Source organism: Pseudoxanthomonas sp. SL93, assembly GCF_026625825.1.
Taxonomy (GTDB): Bacteria; Pseudomonadota; Gammaproteobacteria; order Xanthomonadales; family Xanthomonadaceae; genus Pseudoxanthomonas_A.
This window is the reverse complement of the sequence record NZ_CP113065.1, coordinates 2602488-2628689: the sequence shown is the minus strand read 5'-3', so window position 1 is coordinate 2628689 and position 26202 is coordinate 2602488. Positions and strand designations below refer to the sequence as shown.

Sequence of the window (26202 nt, the reverse complement as noted above, 5' to 3'; positions counted from 1 at the left end):
GTTGCGGCGGGTAGTTCGTGCCCCGCCCGCCGCTCGATCTGCGCCGCCTCGCCGGGGCGTTGTCATATAAGTGTGATTGACGTTACAGAATTAACATTACACAATCACACTTGTCGCGTGCGCTGGTCGCAAGTTCCTGGCGCCGTGATGGCATCGCCTCGTGCGGTGTGAGCAAGGCATCGCGGGGGACGAACCGCTGCTGTGACGCCTGTCGGAGGCCGCAGTGAAGGGTCCCCTGCCATGTCAGGGGACGCCTTCGGGCGGTTGCGTTGCACAGGGGATCTACCAGTGTTTGATGAAGTCGGTTCGGCGCACGGCGCCGATGGCCTGCACGCGGCTGCGTGCGGGGAATCCCGGGTTGTCGCGGAATCCCGTGGCGTCATCCGGATTACACCTCGTCGTCTGGGCTGGGCCTTCGCTCTGGCGGCCAGCCTGCTGGCATTGCCTGCGTGGGCGGCCGACCTGCAGCTCACCGACCTGTCCGACAGTGGCTACGACCCGGTGCCTGCGGGCAGCGATGTGGTCTACAGCGTCACTCTGGAAAACGGCGCGGGCGATACCTCGGCCAGCGCCGTCAGCCTCTTCGATCTGCCGGCGGGCACCACGGCCAACGCGCTGCCTGCCTTCTGCGCTGCCGATGCCGGCGTGCCGACGCGCATCGTCTGCAACCATGGGCCGCTGCAGGGCACGCTGGCCGGCGGCTCGCCGGTGACGTTCCAGATCGGCGTCGACACGGGCGGGCAGCCGCCCGGCACCGTCACCATGCGCGGCGCGATCGGTTTCGGCGCCACCGCGCCACCCGCCACCACACCCATCAGCAGCCTGACGGTGGCGCATCCGTTCTTCGCCACCGATACCAACACCAGCAACAACCTCCGCAGCCAGGCCACCACGTTGACCACCGCGGGCGACCTGCGCCTGCAGAAGTCGGCCACGCCCGATCCCGTCGTCGGCGGCGGCGAAGTAACCTACACGCTGACCGTGAGCAACGACGGTCCCAGTGCTTCGACGAACTTCCGCGTCGTCGACACGCTGCCGGCGGCCACCACCTACGTGGCGAGCAGCTTCAACGGCACCGGCTGGACCTTCAACAACGGCACCATGACGGCGACGCATGCCGGTACGCTCGCGGTGGGCGCCAGTACCAGCTTCACGTTCCGTGCGCGGGTGAACGCCGGCAGCGGCAACATCACCAACGGCGCCATCGTCGAAGCCATCGGCACGCCGGATTCGGATCCCGGCAACAACGACGCCAACGTCACCACCAGCATCACCCCGGGTGCGGACGTATCGCTGAGCAAGACGGCCGCGCCCGCGCCTGCCATTGCGGGCCAGCCGGTCACCTTCACCCTGACCGCGCGCAACCTGGGCCCCAGCGCAGCGGAGAACACCAGCTTCACCGACACGCTGCCCACCGGGTTCGTGATCACCGGCGGCACCCAGCCCGCCGGCTGGACCTGCGTCAACAACGGCAGCGACACCGCACGCACCTGCACCCGCGGGACGAGCATGCCGTCCGGCGCGGTGGAGAACTTCACCATCGTCGCCACCGTGCCTTCCACGGGGCCGAACAGCAGCGGCAACGTCACCAACACGGCGACCATCACGTCGACCACGCCGGACCCCAACGGTCCCAGCCTGGGCACCAACAACAACAACGGCAGCGTCACCTTCACCGTGCTGTCCGACGGCGCCGACCTGTCGATGACCAAGGCCAAGACGCCCCAGCTGGTCGCGGCGTGGGACGGGATCGGCAGCGATGCCGACAGTCGCATGACCTCGACCATGACCGTGCGCAACCTTGGTCCGCGCACGGCCACCGGCCAGGTGCAGGTGGTGGATGAACTGGCGGCGGGCGAGGAATTCATCTCCGCCTCCGGCCCATGGACCTGCAGCATCGACAATCCGTACGCCGCACCTCCCGCGCGCCAGCGCGTCACCTGCGACCTCAATGCGGGTTCGCTGCCGCTGGCGGTGAACGCCAACGCACCGCAGCTGCAGATCATCAGTCGCGCCCGTGCATCGGGCACGCTGACCAATACCGCCTGCACCGGCGGGTCCAACGGTTCGCTGGAGCCGCTCACCGGCGGCGGCATCAACAACGATCCGGTGACCGGCAACGACTGCAGCGGCGCCGGCACGCGCACCACGGACGAACGCGCTGACCTGAGCATCACCAAGCAGACCAACGGTCCGGGCACCGCCGACAACGTGCTGACCGCGTCGCAGAACTCGCTGACCTACACCCTCACGGTCACCAACAACGGCCCCGATGCCACCACCGGCATCGTCGTAAACGATCCGATCCCGGGTTTCGTCACCGGCCGCACCCTCGTCACCGCGACCACCGTGCCGGCGAACTGGACCTGCGCCACCGGCGGCACGGTGATCTGCCGTTCCAACACCACGTCGCTGGCCAGTGGCGCCAGCGCGGTCATCGTGCTGACCGTGCAGCGCGCGCTGTTCGACAGCGCGGGCCTGGGCGCGGGCAGCTGCGGCGGCGCGCCGACCAGCAATGCGTTCTGCAACACCGCCGGTGTCGGTATCGACGCCGCCGTGTCCGGTTCGGTCGGCGAGATCAACGCGGCCAACAACAGCGGCTCGGACTGGCTGCAGATCGATCGCGTCGCCAACGTGCAGACCACGGCGAAGAACATCAGCTCCGGCGCCACCGGTCAGGCCGGCGTCAACACCACCTACGTCATGTCGTTCCGCAACCAGGGGCCGTCGTCGGTGCCCGGCGTCGTGTTCCGCGACGTGTTCACCCTGCCGGCGGACGATGCCGGCTTCGTGCTGGTGTCGGCCACCCGCACCGGCGGCGGCACCGCCGCGTGCACGGCCACGCCGGGCCCCGGCATCACGACCGCGCCGGCCAGCGGTGGCACCTCGTATGCCAATCCGACCGGCGGCACCGCGCAGGTCACGCTGACCTGCGTTCCGCTGCAGTTGAACAACGGCCAGACCGAAAGCATGACCGTGGTGATCCGGCCGAACGTCAACATCGGCAACACCGGCCGCACGTTCACCAACGTGGCCGATTTCTACTTCGACCGTAACAACGACGGCACGGCCGATCCGGCCAGCGGCACCGATGCCAATGGCAGCTTCAACTTCAATACCGACACCACGGCCGGTGACGACAGCCGCAGCGCGACGTTGCCGTTCGGCAGCGGCACCGTCGACCTGATCACCAACAAGGTCGACGTGGGCTTCAGCGGTGGCGTGGATCCGCTGGGCTACAACGCCAACGACATCACCCAGAACCTGATCACCTACCAGATCACGGTGCGCAACAATGGTCCGTCGCTGGCCACCAACGTGCGCCTGGCCGACACCATCACGCCGCAACCCGGTCGTACCGTGCGTTACGTGGGTGCTTCCGCGACGCCGGGCGGACCCTATGTGGTGGGTGCATGCGCCGTGGCCGCGGGCAGCAACCCCACGGTCGCCGCGCCGATGACGCTGGACTGCCAGATGCCGGGCATCGGCTTCACGCCGAACCAACCGGGTGTCGTCGCCAGCGGACAGACCAGCACGCTGTACATCCGCTTCCAGTACGAGACCGCACCGGGTGCGGCGGGCGACACGCTGGCGAACACGGTCGATGCCACCTCGGCCGAGACCGACACCAACCCGGCCAACAACAGCGCCGACCAGGACACCACCATCCGCGCGCGCGCCGACGTGGGCGTGGCGAAGACCATGGTCGTCGTGGCGCCCGACAGCGATCCCACCAACGCGCTGCCGCCGACCGTCACCAGCGTCGCGCTGCGGCAGCCTTTCTTCTACGTCATCGACGGCATCAACAACGGACCGGGTGCCAGCCTGTCGCTGGACCGTACCGGCACCAGTCCGCTCAACGGCACCGGCACGGTGGTGACCGACACGCTGCCGGCCAACGTGCTGGTGACCGGCGCCATCACCTGGCAGAAGGTCGGTCCGGACCCGGGCGGCGGCGAACAGCCGGACGGCACCGGCACCTGCGCCATCGCGGGCAGCACCGTCACGTGCAACGTGGGCGACGTCACGGCCAGCGGTCGCGTGCGCATCATCGTGCCCGCGCGCTGGGATACGTATCCCGCGGGCGGCACCAGCAACAACACCGCGACGATCGCCACGCAGCAGGTCGATCCCATCCCGGGCAACAACACCACGACCGTGCCGCTCGCCGTGACGCGCTCGTCGCTGGAAGGCGTGGTGTTCGAAGACCGCGACCGCGCAGGCGCCAATGGCGGCACCCGCCAGTCGGCGGCAGCGGAACCGGCCATCGCCGGCGTCACCGTCACGCTGACCGGCACCGATGCGTACGGCAACGCGGTCAACCGCACCGCCACCACGGCCGCCGACGGCACCTACCGTTTCGACAATCTGTCGCCTGCGAACGCCTCGGGCTACACGCTGACCCAGACGCAGCCCGCGGGTTACGTCAACAGTCCGTCCGCGCCACCCACCACGGGCGGCAGCGAGCCTTCCGTGGGCGGCACCTACAGCGCGGGTTCGCCGAACTCGGTGATCGCCGCCATCCCGGTGGGCGCCAACGACACCGGCGTGCGCTACAACTTCCCGGAAGTGCGCCGTCCCTCGCTGTCGGGCTTCGTCTACATCGACGGCAACTTCAGCAACGTGCGCGAAGGCAGCGACGGCGCCATCGCTGGCGCGACGGTCGAACTGTTGGACGCCGGCACCGGCACCGTGGTGGCGACGGCCACGACGAACGCGTCCGGTGCCTACAGCTTCCCCAACCTCGATCCGCTGATCGTCTACACGCTGCGCGAAGTGCTGCCGACCGGCAGCTACCAGAACCGTCCGACGGCGGTGAATCCCGGCCAGATCGGCGGCGCGCCGTGCGCCACGGGCTGTACGCCCGGCACCGGTGTGGCGGGTGATGCCACCACCACGGACCGCATCAGCAGCATCGACCTCGGTGCGGGTACCGACGGCACCGTGTTCAATTTCGGCGAAGACGCCGTCGCCGGCATTTCCGGCAGCGTCTACGTGGACCGTGACAACAACGGCAATTTCGACGCCGGCGATGCCGGTACGGTCAACTCGCGTCCCAACGGTGGCCTGCAGGGCATCGACGTGACGCTGACCGGCGCGGGTGCCGACGGCATCTTCGGCAATGGCGATGATCCGGCGCCGGTGACGGTGCAGACCGACGCCACTGGTGCCTACCAGTTCACCGGCCTGGTGGTCGGCCAGAACTACCGCGTCGCCGAGACGCAGCCTGCGGGCTATGCCAACGGCACCGAGAACGCCGGCAACCTGGTCACCATCACCGGCCTGGCGCCGGCGGGCTCGTCCGGCAACGACTTCGGCGAGCGGCTGGGTTCGCTGGCGGGCGTGGTGTACGAGGACTTCTCCACCACCGCGGCCAACAACAACAACGGTGCCTTCGATGGCGGCGAGAATCCCATCGCCAATGCCACCGTCACCCTGACCGGCACCGACCTGCTGGGCAATGCGGTGAATGTCGTCGTCCAGACCGATGCGGCCGGCGCGTACGTGTTCCGTGACCTGCTGCCGCCACAGGCAGCCACCACGTACACGATCACCGAGACGCAGCCGACCGGGTACATCGATGGCCGGCACACGCCGGGCAACGCCGCCACGCCGGGCAACGCGACCACGGCCAACGTCATCGACGGCATCGCGATCAACGCGGGCCAGGCCGCCACCGGCTACCTGTTCGGCGAACTGGCCAACGCCATCATCAGTGGCACCGTCTATCTCGACCGCAACGACAATGGCGACCAGAATGCCGGCGAATCCGGCATCCCCGGCGTCACCGTGGTCATCCAGGGCGCGGGTCCGGACGGCGTGTTCGGCAACGGCGACGACCTGCCGCCGGTCACGCTGACCACCGACGCGAACGGCGGCTACAGCTATGGCGGTGCGATCACCGGCCAGAGCTACCGCATCGTCGAGACCCAGCCGACCGGCCTGGCCGATGGGCAGGAGAACGCGTCCAACACCATCACCCTGACCAACCTTCCGGCCGCCGGCTCCAGCGGCAACGATTTCGGCGAACTGGCGGCTTCGCTGTCCGGCAACGTCTGGCTGGATGCCGACAACGACGGCGTGCGCGATGCGGGTGAGAACGGCATCGCCGGCGTCACCGTCAACCTGCCCGCCGGCACCGTGGACGCGCTCGGCAACACGGTCACCGCCGCGGTGACCGATGCCAACGGCGACTATCGCTTCATCGACCTGCTCGCCGGCACCTATGCCGTCACCGAGCAGGCGGTGCAGCCCGTGGTCGGCGGCGTCACCACGCTCAACGGCACCACCGTGGCCGGCACCGTCGGCGGCGCCGGCACGGGCAGCGCGACCGCGGTCGCCACCGTGCCCAGCGCCGTGACAGGCATCGTCCTGCCCCCGGGCGGCGCATCGGTGCAGAACAACTTCGGCGAAACGCTGGGCGTGTCGCTGGCGGGTCGCGTGTTCTTCGACGCCGACAACGACGGTGCCCAGTCCGGCGCGGCCGAGACCGGCATCGACGGCGTGACCATCACTCTGACCGGCACCGACGATACCGGCGCCGCGGTGTCGGTGAGCACCACCACCGATGCCAACGGAGACTACCGCTTCGACGGGCTGCGTCCCGGCACCTACACGGTGACCGAACCGCAGCAGCCCACCGGCACCAGCAACGGCCAGACCGTGGCCGGCACCGTCGGCGGCGCATCTTCCGGTAACGCCACGCCCATCACCACCGTGCCCAGCGTCATTGCCGGCATCAACCTGACCACGCCGGGCAGCGCATCGATCAACAACCTGTTCGGCGAGATTCCGCTGAACAGTGCGATCAGCGGCCGCGTGTGGCAGGACACCGACAACGACGGCGTCATCGATCCGTCCGAGCAGGGCATCGGCAACGTGGTCGTGCGCTTGACCGGCACCGACCTGGCTGGCAACACGATCACCCGCGACGTCACCACGCTGCCGGATGGCCGCTACGCCTTCACCGACCTGCCGCCGGGCACGTACACCCTGACCGAACCCGACCAGCCGGCCGGCACCCTCAACGGCACCACCGTGCCCGGCACCGCCGGCGGCACCGCCACCCCGCCGACCGTCGCACCGTCGGTGATCGGCAACGTGGTGCTCGGCGTGGGCGAAGAGGCCAGCGACAACAACTTCGGTGAGGTGCCCGCGGGTGTCATCAGCGGCCGCGTCTACAACGACGGCAACAACAACGGCGTGATCGATGCCGGCGAAGGCGGCTTCCCCAACGTGCAGGTCGTGCTGACCGGCACCAATGAACTGGGCGAAACCGTCAACGTCACCGTCACCACCGACGGCGATGGCCGCTACCGGTTCGACGACCTGCGTCCGGGCACCTACACCGTGACCGAGCCCACGCAGCCGCAGGAGACGCTCAACGGCATCACCAGCGCGGGCACCATCGACGGCACCTCCGTCGGCACCGCCACCCCGGTGGCCACCACGCCGTCGGCGATCAGCGCCATCGTGCTGCCGCCGGGCGGGCAGTCGATCGACAACAACTTCGGCGAGATCGGCGATTCGCCCGACCTGGTGGTCAGCAAGACCGCCACGCCCACCACCTTCACCGTCAACAACACCGGTACCTACACCATCCGCGTGCGCAACATCGGCCAGCAGCCGAGCTTGGGCGAGTACGTGGTGGAAGACCGCCTGCCCACCGGCCTGGCGCTGGCGGCCACGCCCGCCGGCAACGGCTGGGTGTGCACCGGTGCGGCCGGTGACACGCGCTTCCGCTGCGCCAGCAGCACCGCGATCGCCGCTGGCGCGACGCACGCCGACGGCATCATCGCCCGCGTGCGCGTCGATGCCAGCGCCGCCACCGGTTCGCCCGTCAACAACGTCGTGCTGGTCGAGGGTGGCGGCGAGAACGAATTCCGCACGCCGACGCCGGACGAACGCGCCGACTTCGAAGGCAATCCGGCCGACCTGCCGGTGTGCGATCCGGCGATCACGCAGAACGCATGCCGCCTGCCGACCGCCGTGCAGTTGTCGGCATCGGTGTCGGGCACGGTCTGGTTCGACCAGGGCAGCGAGCTGGGTCTGCTCGACGGCAGTGATCGTCGCCTGTCCGGCTGGATCGTCGAAGTGGTCGATGCGGCTGGCCAGATCGTCGGCACCGCCACCACTGGCGCCGACGGCAGCTACGCCGTCGCCGACCAGGTGCCGGGCGTGCCGCTGCAGGTGCGCTTCCGCTACCCCGCTACCGGCATCCTCTGGGGCTGGCCGGTCAGCGGCGAAACCGCCAGCGGCGCTCCCGCGCCCTGCGATGCGACCACCGCGATCGCCAACGGCACGGCCAGTTCCTGTCGCAGCGACGCCGGCGGCAACACGCACCTGGCGGTGGTGCTGGCACCCGGCGCCAACCTGCCGCAGCAGAGCCTGCCGCTGAATCCCGGCGGCGTGGTGTATGACGCGGTCACGCGCAATCCCGTGCCGGGCTCGCGCGTGACGCTGTCGCCGGTGGGCACCTGCGCCGGTTACGCGCCGGAGCAGCACGTGCTCAACGCCGGTGCCGGCGGCTACACGATCCAGGGCACGTCGGTCTCGATGACCGTCACCGCCGAAGGCTTCTACCAGTTCCTGCTCGGGCCCAGCGCCCCGGCATCGTGCCGCTTCGCCATCGAGGTGACGCCGCCGCCGGGCTACACCTTCCAGTCCGGCATGATCCCCGCCGAGACCGCGCCGCTGACGCCGCCGGCGACACCGGGCGTGGGCGATCCCGTGCAGAGCAATGCCACTGCGCCGACCGGGCCGGTGGGCACCGCGACCACGTACTACCTGGAAGTGACCCTGGGTTCGGCCGTCGCCACGCCGGTGCACAACCACATCCCGCTCGACCCGCAGGTCGCACCGGGTCTGGTGATCACCAAGACCGGTGACCGCAAGACCGTCGAGGTGGGCGACAGCCTGGTCTACACCATCACCATCCGCCAGACCGCGGGTGCGGCGCTGGGCACGGTGAACGTGGTCGACCGCCTGCCGCACGGCTTCACCTTCATCAACGGCACCGCGCGCGTCGACGGCGCTGGCATCGCCGATCCGGTCGGCAAGCCGGGTCCCACGCTGGTGTTCGATGTCGGACCGCTCGCCGTCGGTGCGCAGAAGACGCTCAGCTACCGCGTGCGGGTCGGCGTGGGCAGCATGCAGGGCGACGGCATCAACCGGGCGCGCGCGCATGGCTGCTCGATCACCGGCGGCTGTGTCGATCCCACCACGCTCGTCCCGTATCCGGACGGTGGCGTGGTGCCGTCCAACCCGGCCGAGTACCGGGTGATCGTCAGCGGCGGCGTGTTCACCGACGAAGGCTGCGTGCTGGGCAAGATCTTCGTGGACTGCAACGTCAACCACGTGCAGGACCGCGAAGAGATCGGCATCCCCGGCGTACGCATGTACTTCGAGGACGGCACCTGGATGGTCAGCGATTCGGAAGGCAAGTACAGCTACTGCGGCCTGCCGCCGAAGAGCCACACGCTGAAGGTCGATGCCTCCACGCTGCCGGTCGGCTCGCGCCTGACCACCAGCAGCAACCGCAACCTGGGCGATGCGGACAGCCTCTTCATCGACCTGAAGAACGGGGAGCTGCACCGCGCCGACTTCATCGAGGGCAGCTGCTCCAACCCGGTGATGGAACAGGTGAAGGCGCGCCGTACCCAGGGCGAGGTCCGGGCGTCGGAAACCGAGCGCAACCAGCAACCGCTGCGCTTCGACAGCAAGCCGGCGCGCGCACCGCGGCAGGCCACCGATTCCGCCAACCAGCGGCCGATCGTCGCACCGAGGCCCACCGACACCGGCGGCAATGCAGGCACGGAGGTGCAGCCATGAGCCGCATGTCCTCCCGCTCCCCGTCCCTGCCGGAAACCCAGTCCATGCGCGTCCCGCGTCAATCGTTCAATCCGCTGGCGCTCGCGCTGGCCCTGGCACTCGCGCCCACACTGGCCCTGGCGCAGAGCGTGTCCGGCGACCAGCGCTTCACGCCGGTGCTGGGGCAGGGTACGCCGCTGTTCCCGCAATCGCCGCAGCTGCAGGACTCGGCATCGCAGCCGCTGTACGCGCAGCCCGGCAATGTCGACTATCGCGTCAATGCGGGCGTCGACCGCGTGGTGGTCGATGTCGACCGCGACGGCGTGCCTGCCGACGGCCAGTCGCCGGTACGCGTGGTGGTGCAGCTGTTCGATGCCGACGGCAAGCCGATGGCGGGCGACGCGTTCGCGACCATCGAGCACACCGGGGGCCGCATCAGGCTGCCCGACGGTCGCACCGACGAACTCGGCCCCGGCCGCCTCGATGCCGACAAGGTCACGCCCGGCGTGCAGCTGCCGGTGCGCGATGGCAAGGCCGAGTTCGAACTGCTGGCGCCGCACGATCCGCAGGACGTGCTGCTGCGGGTGACGTCGGGTGCACACAGCGCCGAGGGCGTCATCGGCTTCGTGCCTGAAATGCGCGACATGATCGCCACCGGCCTGATCGAAGGCGTCATCAATTTCCGCCGCAACGGCGACGGGCTGATCAACAGCACGCAGCGCGGCGACGGTTTCGAGCGCGAGATCCGCCGCTGGGAGAAGCAGTTCAACGGCGGCAAGGCCAACGGCGCGGCACGGGCGGCGTTCTTCGCCAAGGGCACGATCAAGGGCGAATACCTGCTGACCGCCGCGTACGATTCCGACAAGGAAGTGCGCGCGCGCCTGCTGCGCGACATCCGGCCGGAAGAGTTCTACCCCGTCTACGGCGACGCCTCGCTGCGGGGCTTCGACGCACGTTCGGCCGAGCGCCTGTACGTGCGCGTGGACAAGGAACGCAGCTACCTGCTGTACGGCGATTTCCAGACCGGCGAGAACATCGCGACCCAGACCGGGGTGGACTTCGGCAGCCGCGCGGCGCCGCGCGTGCTGGGTACCTACAACCGTACCGCGACCGGGTTGGGCTGGCACTTCGAGAACGCACGCGTGCGCGGCAATGTCTTCGCCATCGAGGATTCGCTGCGCCAGGTGATCGAAGAGCTGCCCGCCTCCGGCAGTGGCCCGTACGGACTGCGCAACAACGCGGTGCTGGAAGGCAGCGAGCGCGTGGAAGTGGTCGTGCGCGACCGCAACCAACCCTCGCGCATCGTCTCGGTGCGCCCGCTGGGCCGGCTGGTGGACTACAGCTTCGAGCCGTTCTCCGGCCGCATCCTGCTCAACAGCTTCCTGCCCTCGTTCGACAGCGACCTCAATCCGGTCTCGCTGCGCATCACGTACGAACTGGACCAGGGTACCGAGAAGTTCCTGGTGCTGGGCGCGGATGCGCAGCTGCGCGTGGGCGAGCACGGCGAGATCGGCGGTTCGTACGTGGATGACCGCAATCCGTTCGCCGCCTTCGAGATGGGCAGCGCGAACATCGGCTACCGCCTGGGCGCGAACACGTGGCTGGTGGCCGAAGCCGCGCGCACGCGCAGCGAAGTGAACACCAACTCGGTCAACCAGTACGGCACGCCTGCGCTGCAGGGCCTCAGCGGGCTGGTGGAAGGCGATGCCTGGCGCGTCGAGCTGGGTCACGCCGGCGAAGACCTGGACGTGAAGCTGTTCGCGGGCCAGTCCGATCCGGAATTCAACAACCCCGCCTCGCCGCTGTACGGCGGTCGCGGCGAGTACAGCCTGACCACGCGTTATCGCCTGAACGAGCGTTTCGAGCTGTACGCCGAAGGCCTGCGCAGCGAGGACCGCAACCCGGACGGCGGTGAACGCAACGCGGCCAGTGCCGGCACGCGGGTGAAGGTCGGCGACCGGCTGACCCTGGACTTCGGTTACCGCGCCATCCGCGAGACCGTCGGCGCTTACTACACGTGGGCCACCAGCAGTGGTTACGGCAACATCGGCGGTCTCTCCGGCGGTTACGCCACGGGATCCGGCGGTGGTGCGCTCGGTTACGGCCAGCAGCCTCTGGATCCGCTGACCGGCCTGCCGATCATCAGCAGCGGCAATCCCGACGACGTGGCCAGCGGCCTGCCGGTCGGCACGGAGCTGTCGTCGGACATGCTGCGCATCGGCGTGGGCTACCGCGCCAGCGACCGCTTCAGCCTGGGCGGTGAAGTGGAGCAGGACATCCATGGCGAGGACCGCAACCGGATCGCGCTCGGCCTCGACTACCAGCTGCGCGAACGCAGTCGCCTGTATGGCCGCTACGAAAAGCAGACCGGCATCAGCGGTGCCAGCGGGCTGACCCAGGATGGTCGCGAAGCGGACACGCTCGCACTCGGCGTGGACACCAGCTTCGTCAAGGACACGCAGCTGTTCTCGGAATACCGCTTGCGTGATGCCATCGCCGGTCGCGACATCCAGGCCGCTTCCGGCATCCGCAACCGCTGGGATGTGCGCGAAGGCCTGCGCGTGGACACGTCGGTGGAGCACACCAACGTCATCTCCGGCAACGTCGGTGATTCGACGGGCGTGGGCGTGGCGCTGGACTACAGCGCCAGCCCGATGTGGCGCGGCAGCGTGCGTGTCGAACACCGCATCTCCGACGACGTGGCCGGCACCCCGGCCAACGAGGGCTACAACACCACGCTGCTGCAGTTCCTGGCGGCGCGCAAGCTGAGCCGCGACTGGACGGTGCTGGCCCGCAACTACCTGCTGCGCACCGACTACGACACGCGCGGCGACGTGCTGCAGGACCGCTTCCAGATCGGTGCGGCATACCGCGACACGGACACCAACCGCGTCAACGCGCTGGCCCGCTACGAGTACAAGCTGGAAAAGGACGAGAGCGGCATGGATGGTTCCGGCTTCGGTTCGGACACGGGCCAGGACATCCGCACCAGCGCGCACATCGTCTCGGCGCATGCCGACTGGCATCCGTCGCGGCCGTGGTGGCTGACCGGCCGCGTGGCCGCGAAGTGGCAGCAGGACAGCTTCTTCTATGCGGATACCGGTCGCGTCGATGACGATTTCAACGCGGTATTGCTGTCCGGTCGGGTCGTCTACGACATCACCGAGAACTGGGACATCGGCGTGCTGGGTTCCGCGTTCCGCGGCCAGGACGGCGCCAACCAGTATGCGTTCGGCGTGGAAGTGGGGCGGCTGCTGCGGCAGAACCTCTGGCTGTCGGCGGGTTACAACGCCACCGGCTTCCGCGGCGACGAGGACCTGACCGGTTACGAGTACACGCAGCAGGGCGCGTTCATCCGCCTGCGCTTCAAGTTCGACGAAGACCTCTTCCGCAGGGAAGACGCCCGCTACCGCGATCCGGTGCGCTGAGGAATACCGACATGACCTACACCAAGATCTCCCTCCTGTCCGCCGCCCTGCTGGCCGGCTTTGCCTTCACCGCCGGCGCGCAGCAGACGCAGCTCGTGCCCCCGCGCGACCGCATCACCGACGAGGCGATCCACGCCGACCTGGGCGGTTATGAACACACGCAGGGCCGCATCAAGGCGCTCAACGACGCCGGCCGTCCGGTACGCGACTACCACCTGTCGAAGGCGCAGTGCTGGCTGGACGTGTCCTTCCACGAATACAGCCGTAATGATCGCAGCGACTTCCCGCAGGCGGCGCTGACCGAATCCGAGAAGCTGATCGTCGGCATGGAGCAGGGCGTGTCGCCGCTACCGACCGACACCCCGCTGGTGAACAACGCTGCTCGCGTGCGCCAAGACCTGTGGAAGCGCCTCGGCGCGATCCACGGTACGCCTGGTTTCGCCTGCGCGCAGCAGGCCGTCGCCTGCGGCGAAGTGGAACTGGTGCATGCCGGCAACGAGTTCAACCAGCAGCAGTGGCGCCACGCCAAACCCTACATCCAGATCGCCGAAGACCTGGTCAGCGACGCCGAGGCGCTGTCGCGCCAGTGCGGTGCGGCGCCGGCATCGCCGGTGGGGGCCGTGCTGACGGCGAACGTGCTGTTCGAGTTCGACCGCGATGGCCGCCACGACATCCGCAGCTATTCGCTGCAGAGCCTGGACCGCGAGCTGGCGCGCCTGCGCGAGGAAGGCCTGGTGCTGACCGGCGTTGAACTGGTCGGCCACGCCGACCGCCTGCAGGGGCGCGGCTACGACTACAACCAGGGTCTGTCCGAGCGCCGGGCCACGACCGTGCGCGACCTGCTGGTCGAACGTGGCATCGACGCCGCCATCGTCCGCTACGCCTACAAGGGCGATACCCAGCAAGTGCAGCAGTGCGACGGCGTCACGCCGCAGGCGGCCCTGCGTGAGTGCCTGATTCCCAATCGCCGGGTGGAAGTGCGGCTGCACGTCGGCCGCTGACTGACCGGCGCGGGCGTTCCATTCGTGGTCACGCGTCCTGAGACGGCGTGATCGCAGGTCCCTCGCGCAGCCGCTGGCAGAACGCCGCGGTGGCCTCATCTTCCGGAAAGGCGCACTCGATGCGCAGTTCGTCCAGCGTCACGTCGCGCGGGGTGCCGAAGGTGGTGATGGTGGAGAAGAAGCGCAGCGATTGCCCGCGGTGCCGGAACTGGGTGGTCAGCAGCGGCGCGGGCGCGGCGGCCACATCGCGCAGTCGCCAGCGTGAGGGCACGCCGGGATAGGACAGCGCGTGCTGCAGCAGTTCGCGCAGCGCCCCGTCGCCAGGCGCGGCCGCGATCTCGATATGCAGGTGGCGGATCAGGTCGCCCGCGACCTCGTCCCAGTTGGCGACGGCGGCGCGCAGGTCCTGCGGATCGAAGAACTGCCGGATCATGTTCGCATGCGGGCTGTCGCGCCCATCCAGCAGGAAGCGCGACAGGCGCGCGGCCGCCTCGTTGGCCATCAGCACGTCCCAGCGCCGGTTGAGCAGGAACGCGGGGTAAGGCTCCTGCTGCCGCAGCATCGATTCGATCGCCCGGCGCACCGGCGCCAGCAGCGGCATGTCCAGCACGGTTTCCGGATACTGCGGCGCGAAACCCGCCGCCAGCAGCAGCGTGTTGCGTTCGCGCAACGGCATTTCCAGGGTGTCGGCCAGGCGCGTGATCAGGTCGCGGCTGGGGCGGGCCTTGCCGGTTTCCACATAGCTGATGTGCCGTGCGGAGACGTCCGCGGCCAACGACAGGTCCAGCTGGCTCAGCCGCCGCGTGGCACGCCATTCGCGCAGCAGCAGGCCGACAGGCGCCGTGCTCATCGCGGATCCTCCTTGCCGCGGCCGGGCGCCGCGCGGGCAGCTTAGTACGGTGATGTGCGGTGGACCATGACCTCGCAGGTCATGCCGGCATGACCCGGGCGGGCATTGAGGGCGTACGGGGCGGATCGCATCGTGGAGGCCCATCCTCCCTGGAGTGTTCCCCATGTTGCGCAGAGACTTCCTTGCCAGTGCCGGCCTGTTGACCGCCGCCGGCCTGATGGCGGGCCCCATCGCGGCATCGCCTGCGGCTGCCGAAGTGTCGCTTGAGAATGCGGCGGTTTTCGCGGCCGCACGTCGCTTCGTGCGCGTGCCCCAGGGCGACATCGCCTTCGTCGAGCGCGGCGCGGGCCGCGCGGCGTTGTTCCTGCACGGCTTTCCGTTGAACGGCTACCAGTGGCGGGGCGCGATCGAACGCCTGTGGCGGCACCGCCGCTGCATCGCGCCGGACCTGCTGGGACTGGGTTACACGCGCGTCGCCGAAGGGCAGGGCGTGGCGCCGGCGGACCAGATGCCGATGCTGGTGGCGTTGCTGGACGCACTGGGCGTGGACCAGGTGGACCTGGTGGCCAACGACAGCGGCGGTGCCGTCGCGCAGTTGTTCGCGGTCGCCCACCCGACGCGCGTGCGCACGCTGCTGCTGACCAACTGCGATACCGAGATCGACTGCCCGCCACCGGCGCTGCTGCCGGTGCTGGCGCTGGCACGCGAAGGCCGCTTCGTCAGCGAGTGGCTGGCGCCGTGGCTGCGCGATCCGGTGCTGGCGCGTTCACCGCAAGGCCTGGGTGGCATGACCTACACGTTCCCGCAGCCATCCCACCGACGAAGCCCTGCAGACCTACCTGTCGCCGTTGGTGGCCGATCCCGCGCGGACCCATGCCTATGCGCTGGGACTGGCCAGCAACGTGCTGGCCGGCGTGGAAGCACCGCTGAAGGCGTTGCGGGTGCCGGCACGCATCGTCTGGGGCACCGGCGACCCGATCTTCACCGCGCGGGCACCGGACTATCTGCACGGGATACTCGGCGGTTCGCGCGGTGTGCGCAGGATCGACGACGCCAAGCTGTTCTTCCCGGAAGAATTCCCGGACATCATCGCCGAGGAGGCCTTGGCGCTCTGGCGGGCCGCATAGGCCGGACGCGGACATGCCCGGGATCCCGCGGTCAGGGATGCGCACCCGCCGCGGGAGTGGCGGCAGCAGGGACCGCCGCGGTGGCCGTGGGCGCGGCGACGGGCATCGCCGGCATCGCGGTATCCGCGTCCGCCTGCTTCCTGCCCAGTGCCAGCATGTCGCCCGCGCCCTGCGCCCCTTCATCCGCGGCTTTGGTCATCACCACGATGCTGATGCGGCGGTTGATGGGGTTCTGCGGGTTCTGCTTGTCGAACAGCACCGACGACGACAGCCCGACCACGCGCGAGACTTTCTCTTCCTGCATGCCGCCGGCCACCAGCGCGCGACGTGCAGCGTTGGCGCGTTCGGCGCTGAGTTCCCAGTTGGTGTAGCCGCGGTTGCCGGCGTACGCCGTGGTGTCGGTGTGGCCGGTGATGCTGACGCGGTTGGGAACCTGGTTGATGAAGCCCGCCAGCTCGCCCAGGATCGTCTGCGTGTACGGTTTCAGCGTGGTGCCGCCCAGGTCGAACATCGGCCGGTTCTGCTGGTCGACGATCTGGATGCGCAGGCCTTCGGGCGTCAGGTCCAGCAGCAGCTGGTCCTTGAACGGCTCCAGCGCCTGGCTCTTGCCGATGGCCTCCTGCAGCGCCTGCATCAGGGTTTCAAGCCGCTGCTTTTCCTGCGCTTTCTGCTGCTCTTCGGACACCTGCTGGGCATCGCCCGGCGGCTTGGCGAACGGGTTGTCGTTCTCGCCCTTGGGTAGGTCCATCGTGCCGCCGAGCTTGATCATCGACGTGCTGGCGCCACCCGGGCCGGCCGGTCCCGGCGCGGGCGAGAAGCTCTTGCCGCTCAGCGGACTGGGATTGCGGAAGTATTCCGAGATCGCCGCGCGCTCCTTGTTGGTGGTGGCGCCCATCAGCCACATCACCAGGAAGAACGCCATCATCGCGGTCACGAAGTCCGCGTAGGCGACCTTCCACGAGCCGCCGTGATGGCCGCCACCGGCGACCTTCTTGACCCGGCGGACGATGATGGTCGGGCGCTGCTCGCTCATCGCCGTGGCTTACTTGTTGGCCTTCAGGTGCGCTTCGAATTCCGCGAACGGCGGGCGCACGTCGGAGGGCAGCGTCTTGCGGGCGAACTCCAGCGCCACGGCCGGGTTGTAGCCGCGCAGGCAGGCCAGCAGCGCGGTCTTCACCGATTCGTACATGCGGCTGTCCTGTTCGACCTGCGCTTCGATGGCGGCCGCCAGCGGCGAGACGAAACCGTAGGCCAGCAGGATGCCGAGGAAGGTGCCGACCAGCGCCGCCGCGACATGCGCGCCGACCGCGGCGATGTCGCCGCCGATCGAGCCCATCGTCACGATGATGCCCAGCACCGCCGCCACGATGCCGAAGCCGGGCAGGCCGTCGGAGACCTTCTGTAGCGCATGCGCCGGCGCCATCGCCTCGTGGTGGTGCTTTTCCAGCTCCAGCTCGAGCAGCGGCTCCAGTTCGTGCGGTTCGATGTTGCTGCCCACCATCAGGCGCAGGCATTCGGTCAGGAAGTCGAGCAGGTGGTGGTCGGCCAGCACCTTGGGGTACTTGGCGAACAATGCGCTGTTGGTGGGATTCTCGATGTGCTCTTCCAGCGACATGAAGCCGTCGCGGCGGGCCTTGTTGAGCATCTCGTGGATCAGCGTCAGCACATCCAGGTAGTCGGCCGACTTGTATTTGGCGCCCTTGAACACCGATAGGGTGGCGGCGAGGGTGCCCTTCACCACCTTCATCGGGTTGCTGGTCAGGAACGCGCCCAGCGCCGCACCGCCGATGATGACCAGCTCGAACGGCTGCCACAGCGCGGCCATCTTGCCGTGCGAGCCCAGATAACCGCCGATCACGCTGACGATCACGATAAGGAAGCCGACGATGATGAGCATGGGGGCGCAGGCACGGGAAGGGGTCTCCCCAAGATCGGCTTGGCCACCGGTTTCTTGAGCGTCCCGGGTCAGGCCAGCGGGCCGAACCTGTCCTCGTAGACGCCGCTCACCCAGTCGATGAACGCCTTCACGCGCGGCGACAGCTGGCGGTGGTGCGGATACAGCACCGATACCGGCAAGGGCGGGCTGGGCCAGTCGGCCAGCACCTGCACCAGCCGGCCGCTGCGCAGGTGGTCTTCCACCCGGAAGCGCGGCACCTGGATCAGTCCGGCGCCCTGCAGGGCACACGTGGTGTAGCACTCCGCGTCGTTCACCGAGACCCAGCCGCCGACCGTGTACTCGCGCGCCTGTCCTTCGATGGTGAACTCGAACGGGTAGGGAATGTCGCGATCGCTGGCGAAGAAGCCCACCGCCTGGTGCGCCTGCAGCTCGTCCGGATGCTGCGGCGTGCCGAAGTACCGCAGGTAGGACGGGCTGGCGCAGACCACTTCCGGCATCGCGGCCAGCCGCTTCACCACCAGCGAGGAATCCCGCGGGTGGCCTGCGCGCACCACGCAGTCGATGCCTTCGCGCACCAGGTCCACCAGCCGGTCGCCACTGCTCACCACCAGGTCCAGCTGCGGGTAGCGGGCGCGGAACTCGCCGATGCGCGGCAGGATGATGTGGTTGGCATGCGCGCCGTGCAGCTCCAGCCGCAGGGTCCCGCGCGGGTTGGTGGCGGCCACGCTCAGCGAAGACTCGGCTTCGTCCAGGTCGGCGAGCAGCTGCACGCAGCGCTGGTAGAACGCCTGGCCGTCCAGGCTGGGGCGGACCTGGCGCGTGGTGCGTTCGAGCAGTCGCGCGCCGAGGCGCGCTTCCAGTTCCTTGATCGCATGGGTGGCGGTGGCCCGCGGGATGTCCAGGTCGCCCGCCGCGCGGGTGAAGCTGCCCAGCTCCACGATGCGGGTGAACAGCTTCATCGCTTCGAACCGGTCCATGGTCGCTCCATTGTTGTGGCTGGTTGGATTGTATTGGCAAGTTATGCCGATTTATCCATACGGGACGAACTAACACACTGGCTCCCTCCCGCGGCACCCCGCCGCTCGACCGGAGCCCCCCAATGAACCTCTCCTCCCAACCCGGCGATCGCGTCGCCATCGTCACCGGCGCCTCGCGCGGCATCGGCCGCGTCATCGCCCAGCGCCTGGCCCGCGACGGCTTCACGGTCGTCGCCAACTACGCCGGCAACCACGCCAGCGCCGACCAGACCGTCGCGCTGATCGAACAGGCCGGTGGCCGTGCGATCGCCGTGCAGGGCGACGTCGCCGATCCGGCCGACATGCAGCGCCTGTTCGACACCGCCTCGACCACCTTCGGCCACGTCGACGTGGTGGTGAACAGCGCGGGCGTGATGGCCAACCACGTCATCGCCGAAGGCAATGTCGAGGCGTTCGACCGCCTGTTGCAGACCAACCTGCGCGGTGCCTTCCTGGTGCTGTCGCAAGCCGCGCGCCATGTGCGGGCGGGCGGCCGGATCATCGCGCTGTCCACCAGCGTCATCGCCAAGGCCTTCCCCACGTATGGCGCCTACATCGCCTCGAAGGCGGGCGTCGAAGGGCTGGTGCACGTGCTGGCCAACGAACTGCGCGGCCGCGACATCACGGTCAACGCCGTCGCCCCTGGCCCGGTGGCCACGCAGTTGTTCCTCGACGGCAAGAGCGACGAGCAGATCGCGCAGATCGCCAAGCTGCCGCCGCTGGAGCGCCTGGGCACGCCGGACGACATCGCCGGTGTCGTGGCCTTCCTGGCGGGCCCGGAAGGCGGCTGGGTCAACGCCCAGGTGCTGCGCGCCAACGGCGGCTTCGCCTGATTGCCTGCGTCCTTTCCGCCTCGCACGACATTTCCCCGCATTCCAGGAGCCATGACATGAACCAGATCATCCTCATCACCGGGGCCTCCAGCGGCTTCGGCGCCATGACGGCGCGTGCACTGTCGCAGGCCGGCCACACCGTCTATGCCGGCATGCGCGCCACGACCGCTCGCAACGCACCGCAGGTGCAGGCCGCCAACGACTACGCCGCTGAGCACGGCGTCGACCTGCGCGCCATCGAGATGGACGTGCAGTCGCAGGCATCCGTCGACGCGGCCGTCGCGCAGATCATCGCTGCCCACGGCCGGCTGGACGTGGTGGTGCACAACGCCGGCCACATGGGCTATGGTCCTGCGGAAGCCTTCACGCCGGAGCAGTTCGCGCAGCTCTACGACATCAACGTGCTCGGCACGCAGCGGGTGAACCGTGCCGCGTTGCCGCAGCTGCGCTGGCAGGGCAAGGGCCTGCTGGTCTGGGTGTCGTCCAGCAGCGTGCGCGGCGGCACGCCCCCGTATCTCAGCCCCTACTTCGCGGCGAAGGCGGCGATGGATTCGCTGGCGGTCAGCTATGCGGGCGAACTCGCACGCTGGGGCATCGAGACCTCGATCGTCGTGCCGGGTGCCTTCACCCAGGGCACGAATCATTTCGCGCACGCCGGCCAGCCGGAAGACGACGCGACGGCGCAGGTCTATGCACATGGCCCCACGGCGGACATCGCCGATATCGCCCTCCGCGGTCTGGCGGCGCTGGAACCGGACGATGCCGATCCGCAGTCGGTCGCCACCGCCATCGTCGACGTGGTGGATGCGACGTTCGGCAAGCGTCCGTTCCGCGTGCACATCGATCCTTCCAGTGACGGTGCCGAGATCGTCAATGGCGTGGCCGACCGCGTGCGCGCGGAACTGCTGCGCCGCATCGGCCTGGATGACCTGCTGAAGCCGCGCGTCGTCGCGGCCTCGGCCTGACCGGGGGGCGCGGACATGACACGTTCCTCTTTTCCGACGGCCGTGAAGGTCGTGCTGGGCGAATCGGCGGTGGCATCGCTCGCCGCCAGCGGTGCCGTGCTGCTGGAGTGGCCGGTGTGGGCGATGTTCATCGGCTGGATCTCGTACTTCACCCGCGGCGTCACTGCGCGCCACGGCCTGGTCAACCTGGCCTGCGTGGCGGGCGGCATGGCCGTCGGCGTGCTGGCCGCCATGGCGATGGCCGAACTGTCGCCGCTGCTGGGCACGTTGACGACCGGTGCCGTGGTGTTCGCGGTGGCGACGGCGGTGCTGCCGATGCGGCACGTGCCGGTGTTCAACAACCTGCTGGGGTTCTTCCTCGGACTGGTGGGCTGGTTCGCCGCACACCAGCCGCCCTCGATGGAGGCCTGGCTGACGCTGGCGGGCTCAGCCGCCTTGGGCGCGACCGCCGCGTGGTTCGCCAGCCGCCTGCACCACCACATCGCCGCGACGGCACCGCACAGGCACGGGAGTGCAGCGGCATGAAAGCGCACTGTTACCGCATCACCGTGCAGTCGCTGGCGCAGGACGCCGGCCTGTCCTTCGACGTGGAGCAGCACGACGACCTGCTGCGGATCGTCGAGCGCGTGCGCAGCAGCGGCGCGTTCGACGCGGACGCGGCGGCGCTGGCCGTGGGCGCCAAGCTGTTGACCGGGGTGATGCTGCGTCATCGCCGCGATCCGCTGTTCGCCGGTCTGCAACCGGCGATGCGCACCTTCATCGGCAACCTGAAGGCGCGGGTGGATGGAGGGGAGTCGGCTGCCAAGTTGCCGGAGGACATGCCATGAGCGGCGCACCGCATGACGCATCCCCCTCGACCCTGCGGACGCGATTCGAATGGCTGTGCATGCAGGGCAGCGAGGTGGCGTACACCCTGCTGCGCATCGTCTTCGGCGGCGTGCTGTTCACCCATGGCCTGCCGAAACTGGCCGGCACCGCGCATGGCTCGATGGCGGATCCGATGGCAGGTTCCACCCATCTGATCCGCCACGTGCTGCACCTGCCGGGCGCCGAGGCGTTGGCGATGTTCGTGGCGCTGCTGGAAGGCGTGGGGGGCGTGCTGCTGGCACTGGGGCTGGGCACACGGCTGCTGGCGCCGATGTTCGCCGTACAGATGCTGGCCATCTGCATCGCCCTGGGGCCGACCTGGCCATGGATCGACCGCGGCATCGAGTATCCGTTCCTGATGCTGTGGCTGGCGGTGTTCATGGCTTTCCGCGGAAGTGGCCGCCATGCGCTGGATCGCTGGCTGGGCTGGCGCTGAACCGGCATGCCGTTCGTCGGCCGGGCCGGGGGAATGACCTTCGGCACGGTTGACTACAGTTGTCGTCATCGGGCATGGTGACTACACATGTAGTTACAGCGAGGCGATCCGTGGCCGGCAAATCCCGCAAATCCATCGGCGACCAGGAACTGGCGCTGCTGCAGCATCTCTCCGAGCACGGCGATGCCAGCGTGGGCGAGGTGGCCGCCGCGTTCGGCGAGCCACGCGGCCTGGCGCGCTCCACCGTGCTGACCATGATGGAACGGCTGCGCGCGAAAGCCTACCTGCGCCGCCGGCAGGTCGGGGGCGTCTACCGCTACGCACCGGTCGCGCAGTCCGACGACGTGATGCGGCACGCGGTGGGCAGCTTCGTCGAGAAGACGCTGCAGGGCTCGCTGTCGCCCTTCGTCGCCTGGATGTCCGAGCGCACGGAAGTGAGCGACGACGAAATGGCCGAGCTGGAAGCCATGGTCGCCAACCTGCAGTCGCGCCGGAAGGAGGGCTGACATGGACCTGATCAGCCTTGCCGATGTCGTGTTGTCGCGCCTGCTGGCCGTGAGCGCGCAGTCGCTGGTGCTCGCCGCCCTGGTCTGGGCGCTGTGCCGTTACCTGCCGCGCCTGGACGCCAGTACGCGCTGCTGGCTCTGGTGGCTGGTGGCGACGCAGATGGTGGTGGGCCTGCTGTGGACCTCGCCGGTTCCCCTGCCGCTGTTGCCGGCGGAACCCGCGCCGGTCATGGCGGTCGCCACCGCCGGGCTGTCCGGCGAAAACCTGGCAATCGCGCCGCTGGCCGCGTCCGCGGTCTCCACGGCCTCTCCCGATGTGGGGGCAACGGCGTGGCAACTGCCGTCGTGGCCGGTCGTGCTGCTGTTCGCCTGGGCGGCCGGCGTTGGCGTCATGCTGATGCGCACGCTGCATGCCTGGGTGCAGTTGCGTCGCCGCGTCGCGCGCTCCCGCCCCTGCACCGATCGCGCGCTGTGCAAGGAATACGTCAACCTCGGCGAGCAGCTTGGCATCGCCCGCCTGCCCGCCCTTCGGACCAGCGACGACATCGACTCGCCGCAGCTTGTGGGTCCCATCGAACCGGTGCTGCTGCTGCCGTCGCACCAGCTGGCACGCATGGGAGCCGATGACCTGCGCATGGCGCTGCACCACGAACTGACCCATCTGCAGCGCCGCGACCTGTGGTGGAGCTGGATGCCCGTGCTCGCCCAGCACCTGTTCTTCTTCCACCCCGTGGCGCACCTGGCGGCACGCGAGTACGGCTTCGCGCGCGAAGTCGCCTGCGATGCCGCCGTGATCGCCGACGAACGCCACGCCCCGCACGACTACGGACGCCTGCTGGTGAAGCTGGGCGTCGCCACCGCGCCCGCGCCGGCACTGGCCGGTGCCTCCCCCACGTTCCGCATCCTCAAGAGGAGACTGCTCATGCTGCAGCACACCGCTTCCCCCCTGCGCGCCAGCGCACTCGCGCTCACGCTGGGCGTGGTCCTGCTGGGCGTGGTGCCGTACCGCGTCACCGCCAGCAGCGCGCCGGCCGCACCTGCCGCACCCCCTGCACCCGCAGCGCCGGCACCCGTCGCGCGCCCGACCGTGGCGCCGCAGCCCGATCCGGCGGCCGCGCCGGATCCGGTCGCGGCACCGGGCCCGATCAGGGTGGCGCGTGCCGCCGACATGCCGGCGCCCCCTGCGCCACCCAGTCCGCCCGCCACGCCGACCGTCGTCGCACCGGCTCCCCCTGCGCCACCGCCGCCGCCCGCGTTGTCGCTCGGCCACGGCGTGTCGTCGTGGAGCATTCGCAACGGAGGGGACAGCGACGACTCGTACATCCTGATCAACGGCAAGCACGTCACCATGAATGGCGACAGCGATGACATCCGGCGTGTCAAACAGCTGCAGCAGGACGGCCAGCCGTTGCTGTGGATTCGCCAGGATGGCAAGCAGTACGTGGTCCGCGATGCGGCCACGCTGAAGCGCCTGGCGCAGGCCCACGCACCGGTGGAGGCCTTGGGCGAGCAGCAGGGTGCGCTCGGCGAGAAGCAGGGCGCATTGGGTGAACGCCAGGGCGAGCTTGGCGAACGCCAGGGCGAACTGGGCATGAAGATGGCGGAACTGGCCAGCGAGCGCGTCGAACGCGCGATGCGCGAAGCACGCGACGGACAGACATCGCAGGAACAGGCACACGACCGCCGGATGGATGCCCTGTCGAAGGAACAGGAAGCGTTGGCAAGGCAGCAGGAAGCGCTGGCCCGTCAGCAGGAACCGCTGGCGCGCCAGCAGGAAGCCCTGGCCCGCAAGCAGGAAGCCGCCTCCGTGGCGATGCAGCGCGAAGTGGAACGCGTGATCAGCGAGGCCATCCGCAACGGAACGGCGCAGCGGCTCTGATAGCCGCTCGCGTCGGTTGATGCATGCAACGCCGGGCTTGCCCGGCGTTCGCGTTTGAGCGGTGCCCACTTGCGTGTCGAAGGGCGCCACCCGCGATGGCCGGCGGCTGATCCTGCCCACGCCGGCACGCAACCCAACACCTAGCCTGGGCCTGCACCGCTCCACTGCGCGCGCGCCCGGCGGATGATCGCGCGCACCTGCTCGCGGTCGCGATGGCGGGAGATCGCGACGGCCCCCAGGCGCAGCGCTTCTTCGCGCAGTTCCACCGTCAGGTCGTAATGCGCGCCACTCGACTTGTCCTGGAACGCGCGTCGCGGCATGCCCAGGCGTGCGGCCATGGCATGCAGTTCCTCCAGCGTGTCGGCCATCATGTGCGCCCAGCGGCGGCCCCGCCACAAGGTCACTGCGTCGTCCACGTACACGCTCATGGCGCGCGCGTCGCGGCCTTCACCCGCACCATGCGGTCCATCAGGTGTTCCAGCGTGGCGGGCAGGTCGCCGCACCTGCCCATGTGCACGGGCGATGTCTGGATGATGGAGCTGCGCTTGGCGGTGAGCCAGTGGAAGCGGGCGCGCTGCGGCAGCAGGCCGATCGGCGCGGCCGCCTCGCCGCCGCGGCAGATGGCGGGAATAGTGTCCAGGTGGCGGCGCAGCGACTCGATGTCCAGCAGTGGATCGAGTGCGCGCACGCGGGCTTCGTCCAGGTCGATGCGGGCCTCGAGGAAACCGGTCTTCTCGCACGACAGGATGATGCCGACGTTGATGAATTCCTCGCGCTCCACGCGCGGGACCACGCGGATCACCGCATAATCGTAGGTGTCATGCGCGTGCACGGATCGCCTCCTGCACGAAGCCGTCGCGCCGTGCCAGCCGTTGCGTCAGATATTCGACGTAGGCGGCGCGCTGCGTGGCCGGGTCGCCGAAGCTGTCCGGCCCCTGCAGCCAGGCGTCGGGTACCTGCGCGACGATGTCGCGGACCACGTCACCGCCCAGCTTCTCCGCCATCTCCGCATCCACTACGGCCAGGCGCGACGCCCAGCGCAGCAGCACGTGGTCGCGGATCAGCGGGAACGGGCGCGCGGCGTTCGTGGTGTCGCCGTCCCAGCCATGGTGGAAGTACAGCGCGGCACCGTGATCGATCAGGCGCAGTTGGCGGTGCCACATCAACAGGTTGGTGTTGCGCGCGGTGCGGTCGACGTTGCTGATGAAGGCATCGAACCAGACGATGCGCGAGGCCAGCGTCGCCTCCGGCTGCTCGGCCACCGGATCGAAGTTCACCGCACCGGGCAGATAGTCCATGCCCAGGTTGAGGCCGGCGCTGGCGCGGATCAGGTCCTGGATCTCGGGGTCGCCCTCGGTGCGCGCCAGTTCCGCATCCAGTTCCAGCAGCACGATCTCCGGCATCGGCAGCTGCAGCGCGTGGGCCAGGCCGCCGGCGATCACCTCCGCCACCAGCGCCTTCGGTCCCTGGCCGGCGCCGCGGAACTTCAGCACGTAAAGGCCATCGTCGTCGGCCTCCACCACGGCCGGCATCGAGCCGCCTTCGCGCAGCGGGGTGACGTAACGCGTGGCGGACAACGTTCGCAGG

The 26202-nt window shown here is 69.2% G+C and carries 16 protein-coding genes and 3 pseudogenes; 12 read left to right on the top strand and 7 right to left on the bottom strand.

Going from position 1 to position 26202, the window contains the following annotated elements; all coding sequences use genetic code 11:
* Positions 1-288: 288 nt before the first annotated feature.
* The 3 genes and pseudogenes from OVA13_RS12450 to OVA13_RS18015 form a co-directional block, all read left to right on the top strand.
* The gene (locus OVA13_RS12450; RefSeq protein ID WP_267790790.1) at positions 289-9831 is read left to right on the top strand and encodes an SdrD B-like domain-containing protein; all 9543 of its coding nucleotides are present in this window, start codon (positions 289-291) and stop codon (positions 9829-9831) included.
* Positions 9828-13238: a hypothetical protein gene (locus OVA13_RS12445; protein ID WP_267790789.1), complete on the top strand. Its 3411-nt coding sequence runs from the start codon at positions 9828-9830 to the stop codon at positions 13236-13238. The genes OVA13_RS12450 and OVA13_RS12445 overlap by 4 nt, the downstream gene beginning before the upstream one ends.
* 698 nt (positions 13239-13936) lie before the next feature.
* Positions 13937-14239, top strand: a pseudogene (locus tag OVA13_RS18015) (OmpA family protein); the annotation flags it as partial.
* A 28-nt stretch (positions 14240-14267) separates the two neighbouring features.
* Here the strand turns inward: OVA13_RS18015 and OVA13_RS12435 are convergent.
* Positions 14268-15089, bottom strand: a complete 822-nt coding sequence (locus tag OVA13_RS12435) for a helix-turn-helix domain-containing protein (RefSeq protein WP_267790788.1) — start codon at positions 15087-15089, stop codon at positions 14268-14270.
* Between the two features lie 163 nt (positions 15090-15252).
* Between OVA13_RS12435 and OVA13_RS12430 the strand changes: the two are divergent.
* Both OVA13_RS12430 and OVA13_RS12425 read left to right on the top strand, forming a co-directional pair.
* A pseudogene (locus OVA13_RS12430) lies at positions 15253-15705 on the top strand (alpha/beta fold hydrolase); the annotation flags it as partial.
* A 235-nt stretch (positions 15706-15940) separates the two neighbouring features.
* Positions 15941-16216 (top strand): alpha/beta fold hydrolase, encoded by a 276-nt coding sequence (locus tag OVA13_RS12425; protein ID WP_267793633.1) that lies wholly within the window; start codon positions 15941-15943, stop codon positions 16214-16216.
* Here the strand turns inward: OVA13_RS12425 and motB are convergent.
* From motB to OVA13_RS12410, 3 genes and pseudogenes are all read right to left on the bottom strand, one after another.
* Positions 16189-17249: pseudogene (gene motB, locus OVA13_RS12420) on the bottom strand (flagellar motor protein MotB); the annotation flags it as partial. The gene OVA13_RS12425 and the pseudogene motB sit on opposite strands and share 28 nt — an antisense overlap.
* Before the next feature lie 9 nt (positions 17250-17258).
* Entirely contained in the window at positions 17259-18113 is an 855-nt protein-coding gene (gene motA / locus OVA13_RS12415; RefSeq protein ID WP_267790786.1) for a flagellar motor stator protein MotA, read from the bottom strand.
* Between the two features lie 68 nt (positions 18114-18181).
* A complete protein-coding gene (locus OVA13_RS12410; RefSeq protein WP_267790785.1) occupies positions 18182-19090 on the bottom strand; it encodes a LysR family transcriptional regulator in 909 nt (302 codons plus the stop codon).
* 122 nt (positions 19091-19212) lie between these two features.
* Between OVA13_RS12410 and OVA13_RS12405 the strand changes: the two genes are divergently transcribed.
* From OVA13_RS12405 to OVA13_RS12375, 7 genes are all read left to right on the top strand, one after another.
* Complete coding sequence (locus tag OVA13_RS12405; protein ID WP_267790784.1) at positions 19213-19962, top strand: SDR family oxidoreductase; 750 nt, start codon at positions 19213-19215, stop codon at positions 19960-19962.
* Positions 19963-20018: 56 nt separating this feature from the next.
* Positions 20019-20927, top strand: coding sequence for an SDR family oxidoreductase (locus tag OVA13_RS12400; RefSeq protein ID WP_267790783.1), 909 nt, complete (start codon positions 20019-20021; stop codon positions 20925-20927).
* A gap of 15 nt (positions 20928-20942) precedes the next feature.
* On the top strand, positions 20943-21452 hold the full coding sequence (locus tag OVA13_RS12395; protein ID WP_267790782.1) for a DUF1097 domain-containing protein: 510 nt from the start codon (positions 20943-20945) through the stop codon (positions 21450-21452).
* Positions 21449-21754: a DUF3861 family protein gene (locus OVA13_RS12390; RefSeq protein WP_267790781.1), complete on the top strand. Its 306-nt coding sequence runs from the start codon at positions 21449-21451 to the stop codon at positions 21752-21754. Before OVA13_RS12395 ends, OVA13_RS12390 begins: the two co-directional genes overlap by 4 nt.
* Positions 21751-22230 (top strand): DoxX family protein, encoded by a 480-nt coding sequence (locus tag OVA13_RS12385; RefSeq protein WP_267790780.1) that lies wholly within the window; start codon positions 21751-21753, stop codon positions 22228-22230. Before OVA13_RS12390 ends, OVA13_RS12385 begins: the two co-directional genes overlap by 4 nt.
* A 110-nt stretch (positions 22231-22340) precedes the next feature.
* Complete coding sequence (locus OVA13_RS12380; protein ID WP_267790779.1) at positions 22341-22736, top strand: BlaI/MecI/CopY family transcriptional regulator; 396 nt, start codon at positions 22341-22343, stop codon at positions 22734-22736.
* 1 nt (position 22737) lies between these two features.
* On the top strand, positions 22738-24615 hold the full coding sequence (locus tag OVA13_RS12375) for a M56 family metallopeptidase (RefSeq protein ID WP_267790778.1): 1878 nt from the start codon (positions 22738-22740) through the stop codon (positions 24613-24615).
* A 140-nt stretch (positions 24616-24755) separates the two neighbouring features.
* Here the strand turns inward: OVA13_RS12375 and OVA13_RS12370 are convergent, their stop codons facing one another.
* From OVA13_RS12370 to OVA13_RS12360, 3 genes are read right to left on the bottom strand one after another with little or no spacing between them, the layout of a single operon-like run.
* Positions 24756-25043, bottom strand: a complete 288-nt coding sequence (locus OVA13_RS12370) for a DUF4031 domain-containing protein (RefSeq protein ID WP_267790777.1) — start codon at positions 25041-25043, stop codon at positions 24756-24758.
* Positions 25040-25447, bottom strand: a complete 408-nt coding sequence (locus OVA13_RS12365; RefSeq protein ID WP_267790776.1) for a DUF3037 domain-containing protein — start codon at positions 25445-25447, stop codon at positions 25040-25042. Before OVA13_RS12365 ends, OVA13_RS12370 begins: the two co-directional genes overlap by 4 nt.
* Positions 25434-26201 carry a HipA family kinase gene (locus tag OVA13_RS12360; protein ID WP_324288288.1) on the bottom strand — a complete coding sequence of 256 codons (768 nt, stop codon included), beginning with the start codon at positions 26199-26201 and terminating at the stop codon, positions 25434-25436. Before OVA13_RS12360 ends, OVA13_RS12365 begins: the two co-directional genes overlap by 14 nt.
* Position 26202: the final 1 nt, after the last annotated feature.

Bases quoted from the DNA above. Each gene is read 5' to 3' on its own strand.
- OVA13_RS12405 (WP_267790784.1), top strand. From the start codon at position 19,213: ATGAACCTCTCCTCCCAACCCGGCGATCGCGTCGCCATCGTCACCGGC.
- OVA13_RS12410 (WP_267790785.1), bottom strand. From the start codon at position 19,090: ATGGACCGGTTCGAAGCGATGAAGCTGTTCACCCGCATCGTGGAGCTG.
- OVA13_RS12395 (WP_267790782.1), top strand. From the start codon at position 20,943: ATGACACGTTCCTCTTTTCCGACGGCCGTGAAGGTCGTGCTGGGCGAA.
- OVA13_RS12375 (WP_267790778.1), top strand. From the start codon at position 22,738: ATGGACCTGATCAGCCTTGCCGATGTCGTGTTGTCGCGCCTGCTGGCC.
- OVA13_RS12370 (WP_267790777.1), bottom strand. From the start codon at position 25,043: ATGAGCGTGTACGTGGACGACGCAGTGACCTTGTGGCGGGGCCGCCGC.
- motA (WP_267790786.1), bottom strand. From the start codon at position 18,113: ATGCTCATCATCGTCGGCTTCCTTATCGTGATCGTCAGCGTGATCGGC.
- OVA13_RS12385 (WP_267790780.1), top strand. From the start codon at position 21,751: ATGAGCGGCGCACCGCATGACGCATCCCCCTCGACCCTGCGGACGCGA.
- OVA13_RS12390 (WP_267790781.1), top strand. From the start codon at position 21,449: ATGAAAGCGCACTGTTACCGCATCACCGTGCAGTCGCTGGCGCAGGAC.
- OVA13_RS12445 (WP_267790789.1), top strand. From the start codon at position 9,828: ATGAGCCGCATGTCCTCCCGCTCCCCGTCCCTGCCGGAAACCCAGTCC.
- OVA13_RS12435 (WP_267790788.1), bottom strand. From the start codon at position 15,089: ATGAGCACGGCGCCTGTCGGCCTGCTGCTGCGCGAATGGCGTGCCACG.
- OVA13_RS12400 (WP_267790783.1), top strand. From the start codon at position 20,019: ATGAACCAGATCATCCTCATCACCGGGGCCTCCAGCGGCTTCGGCGCC.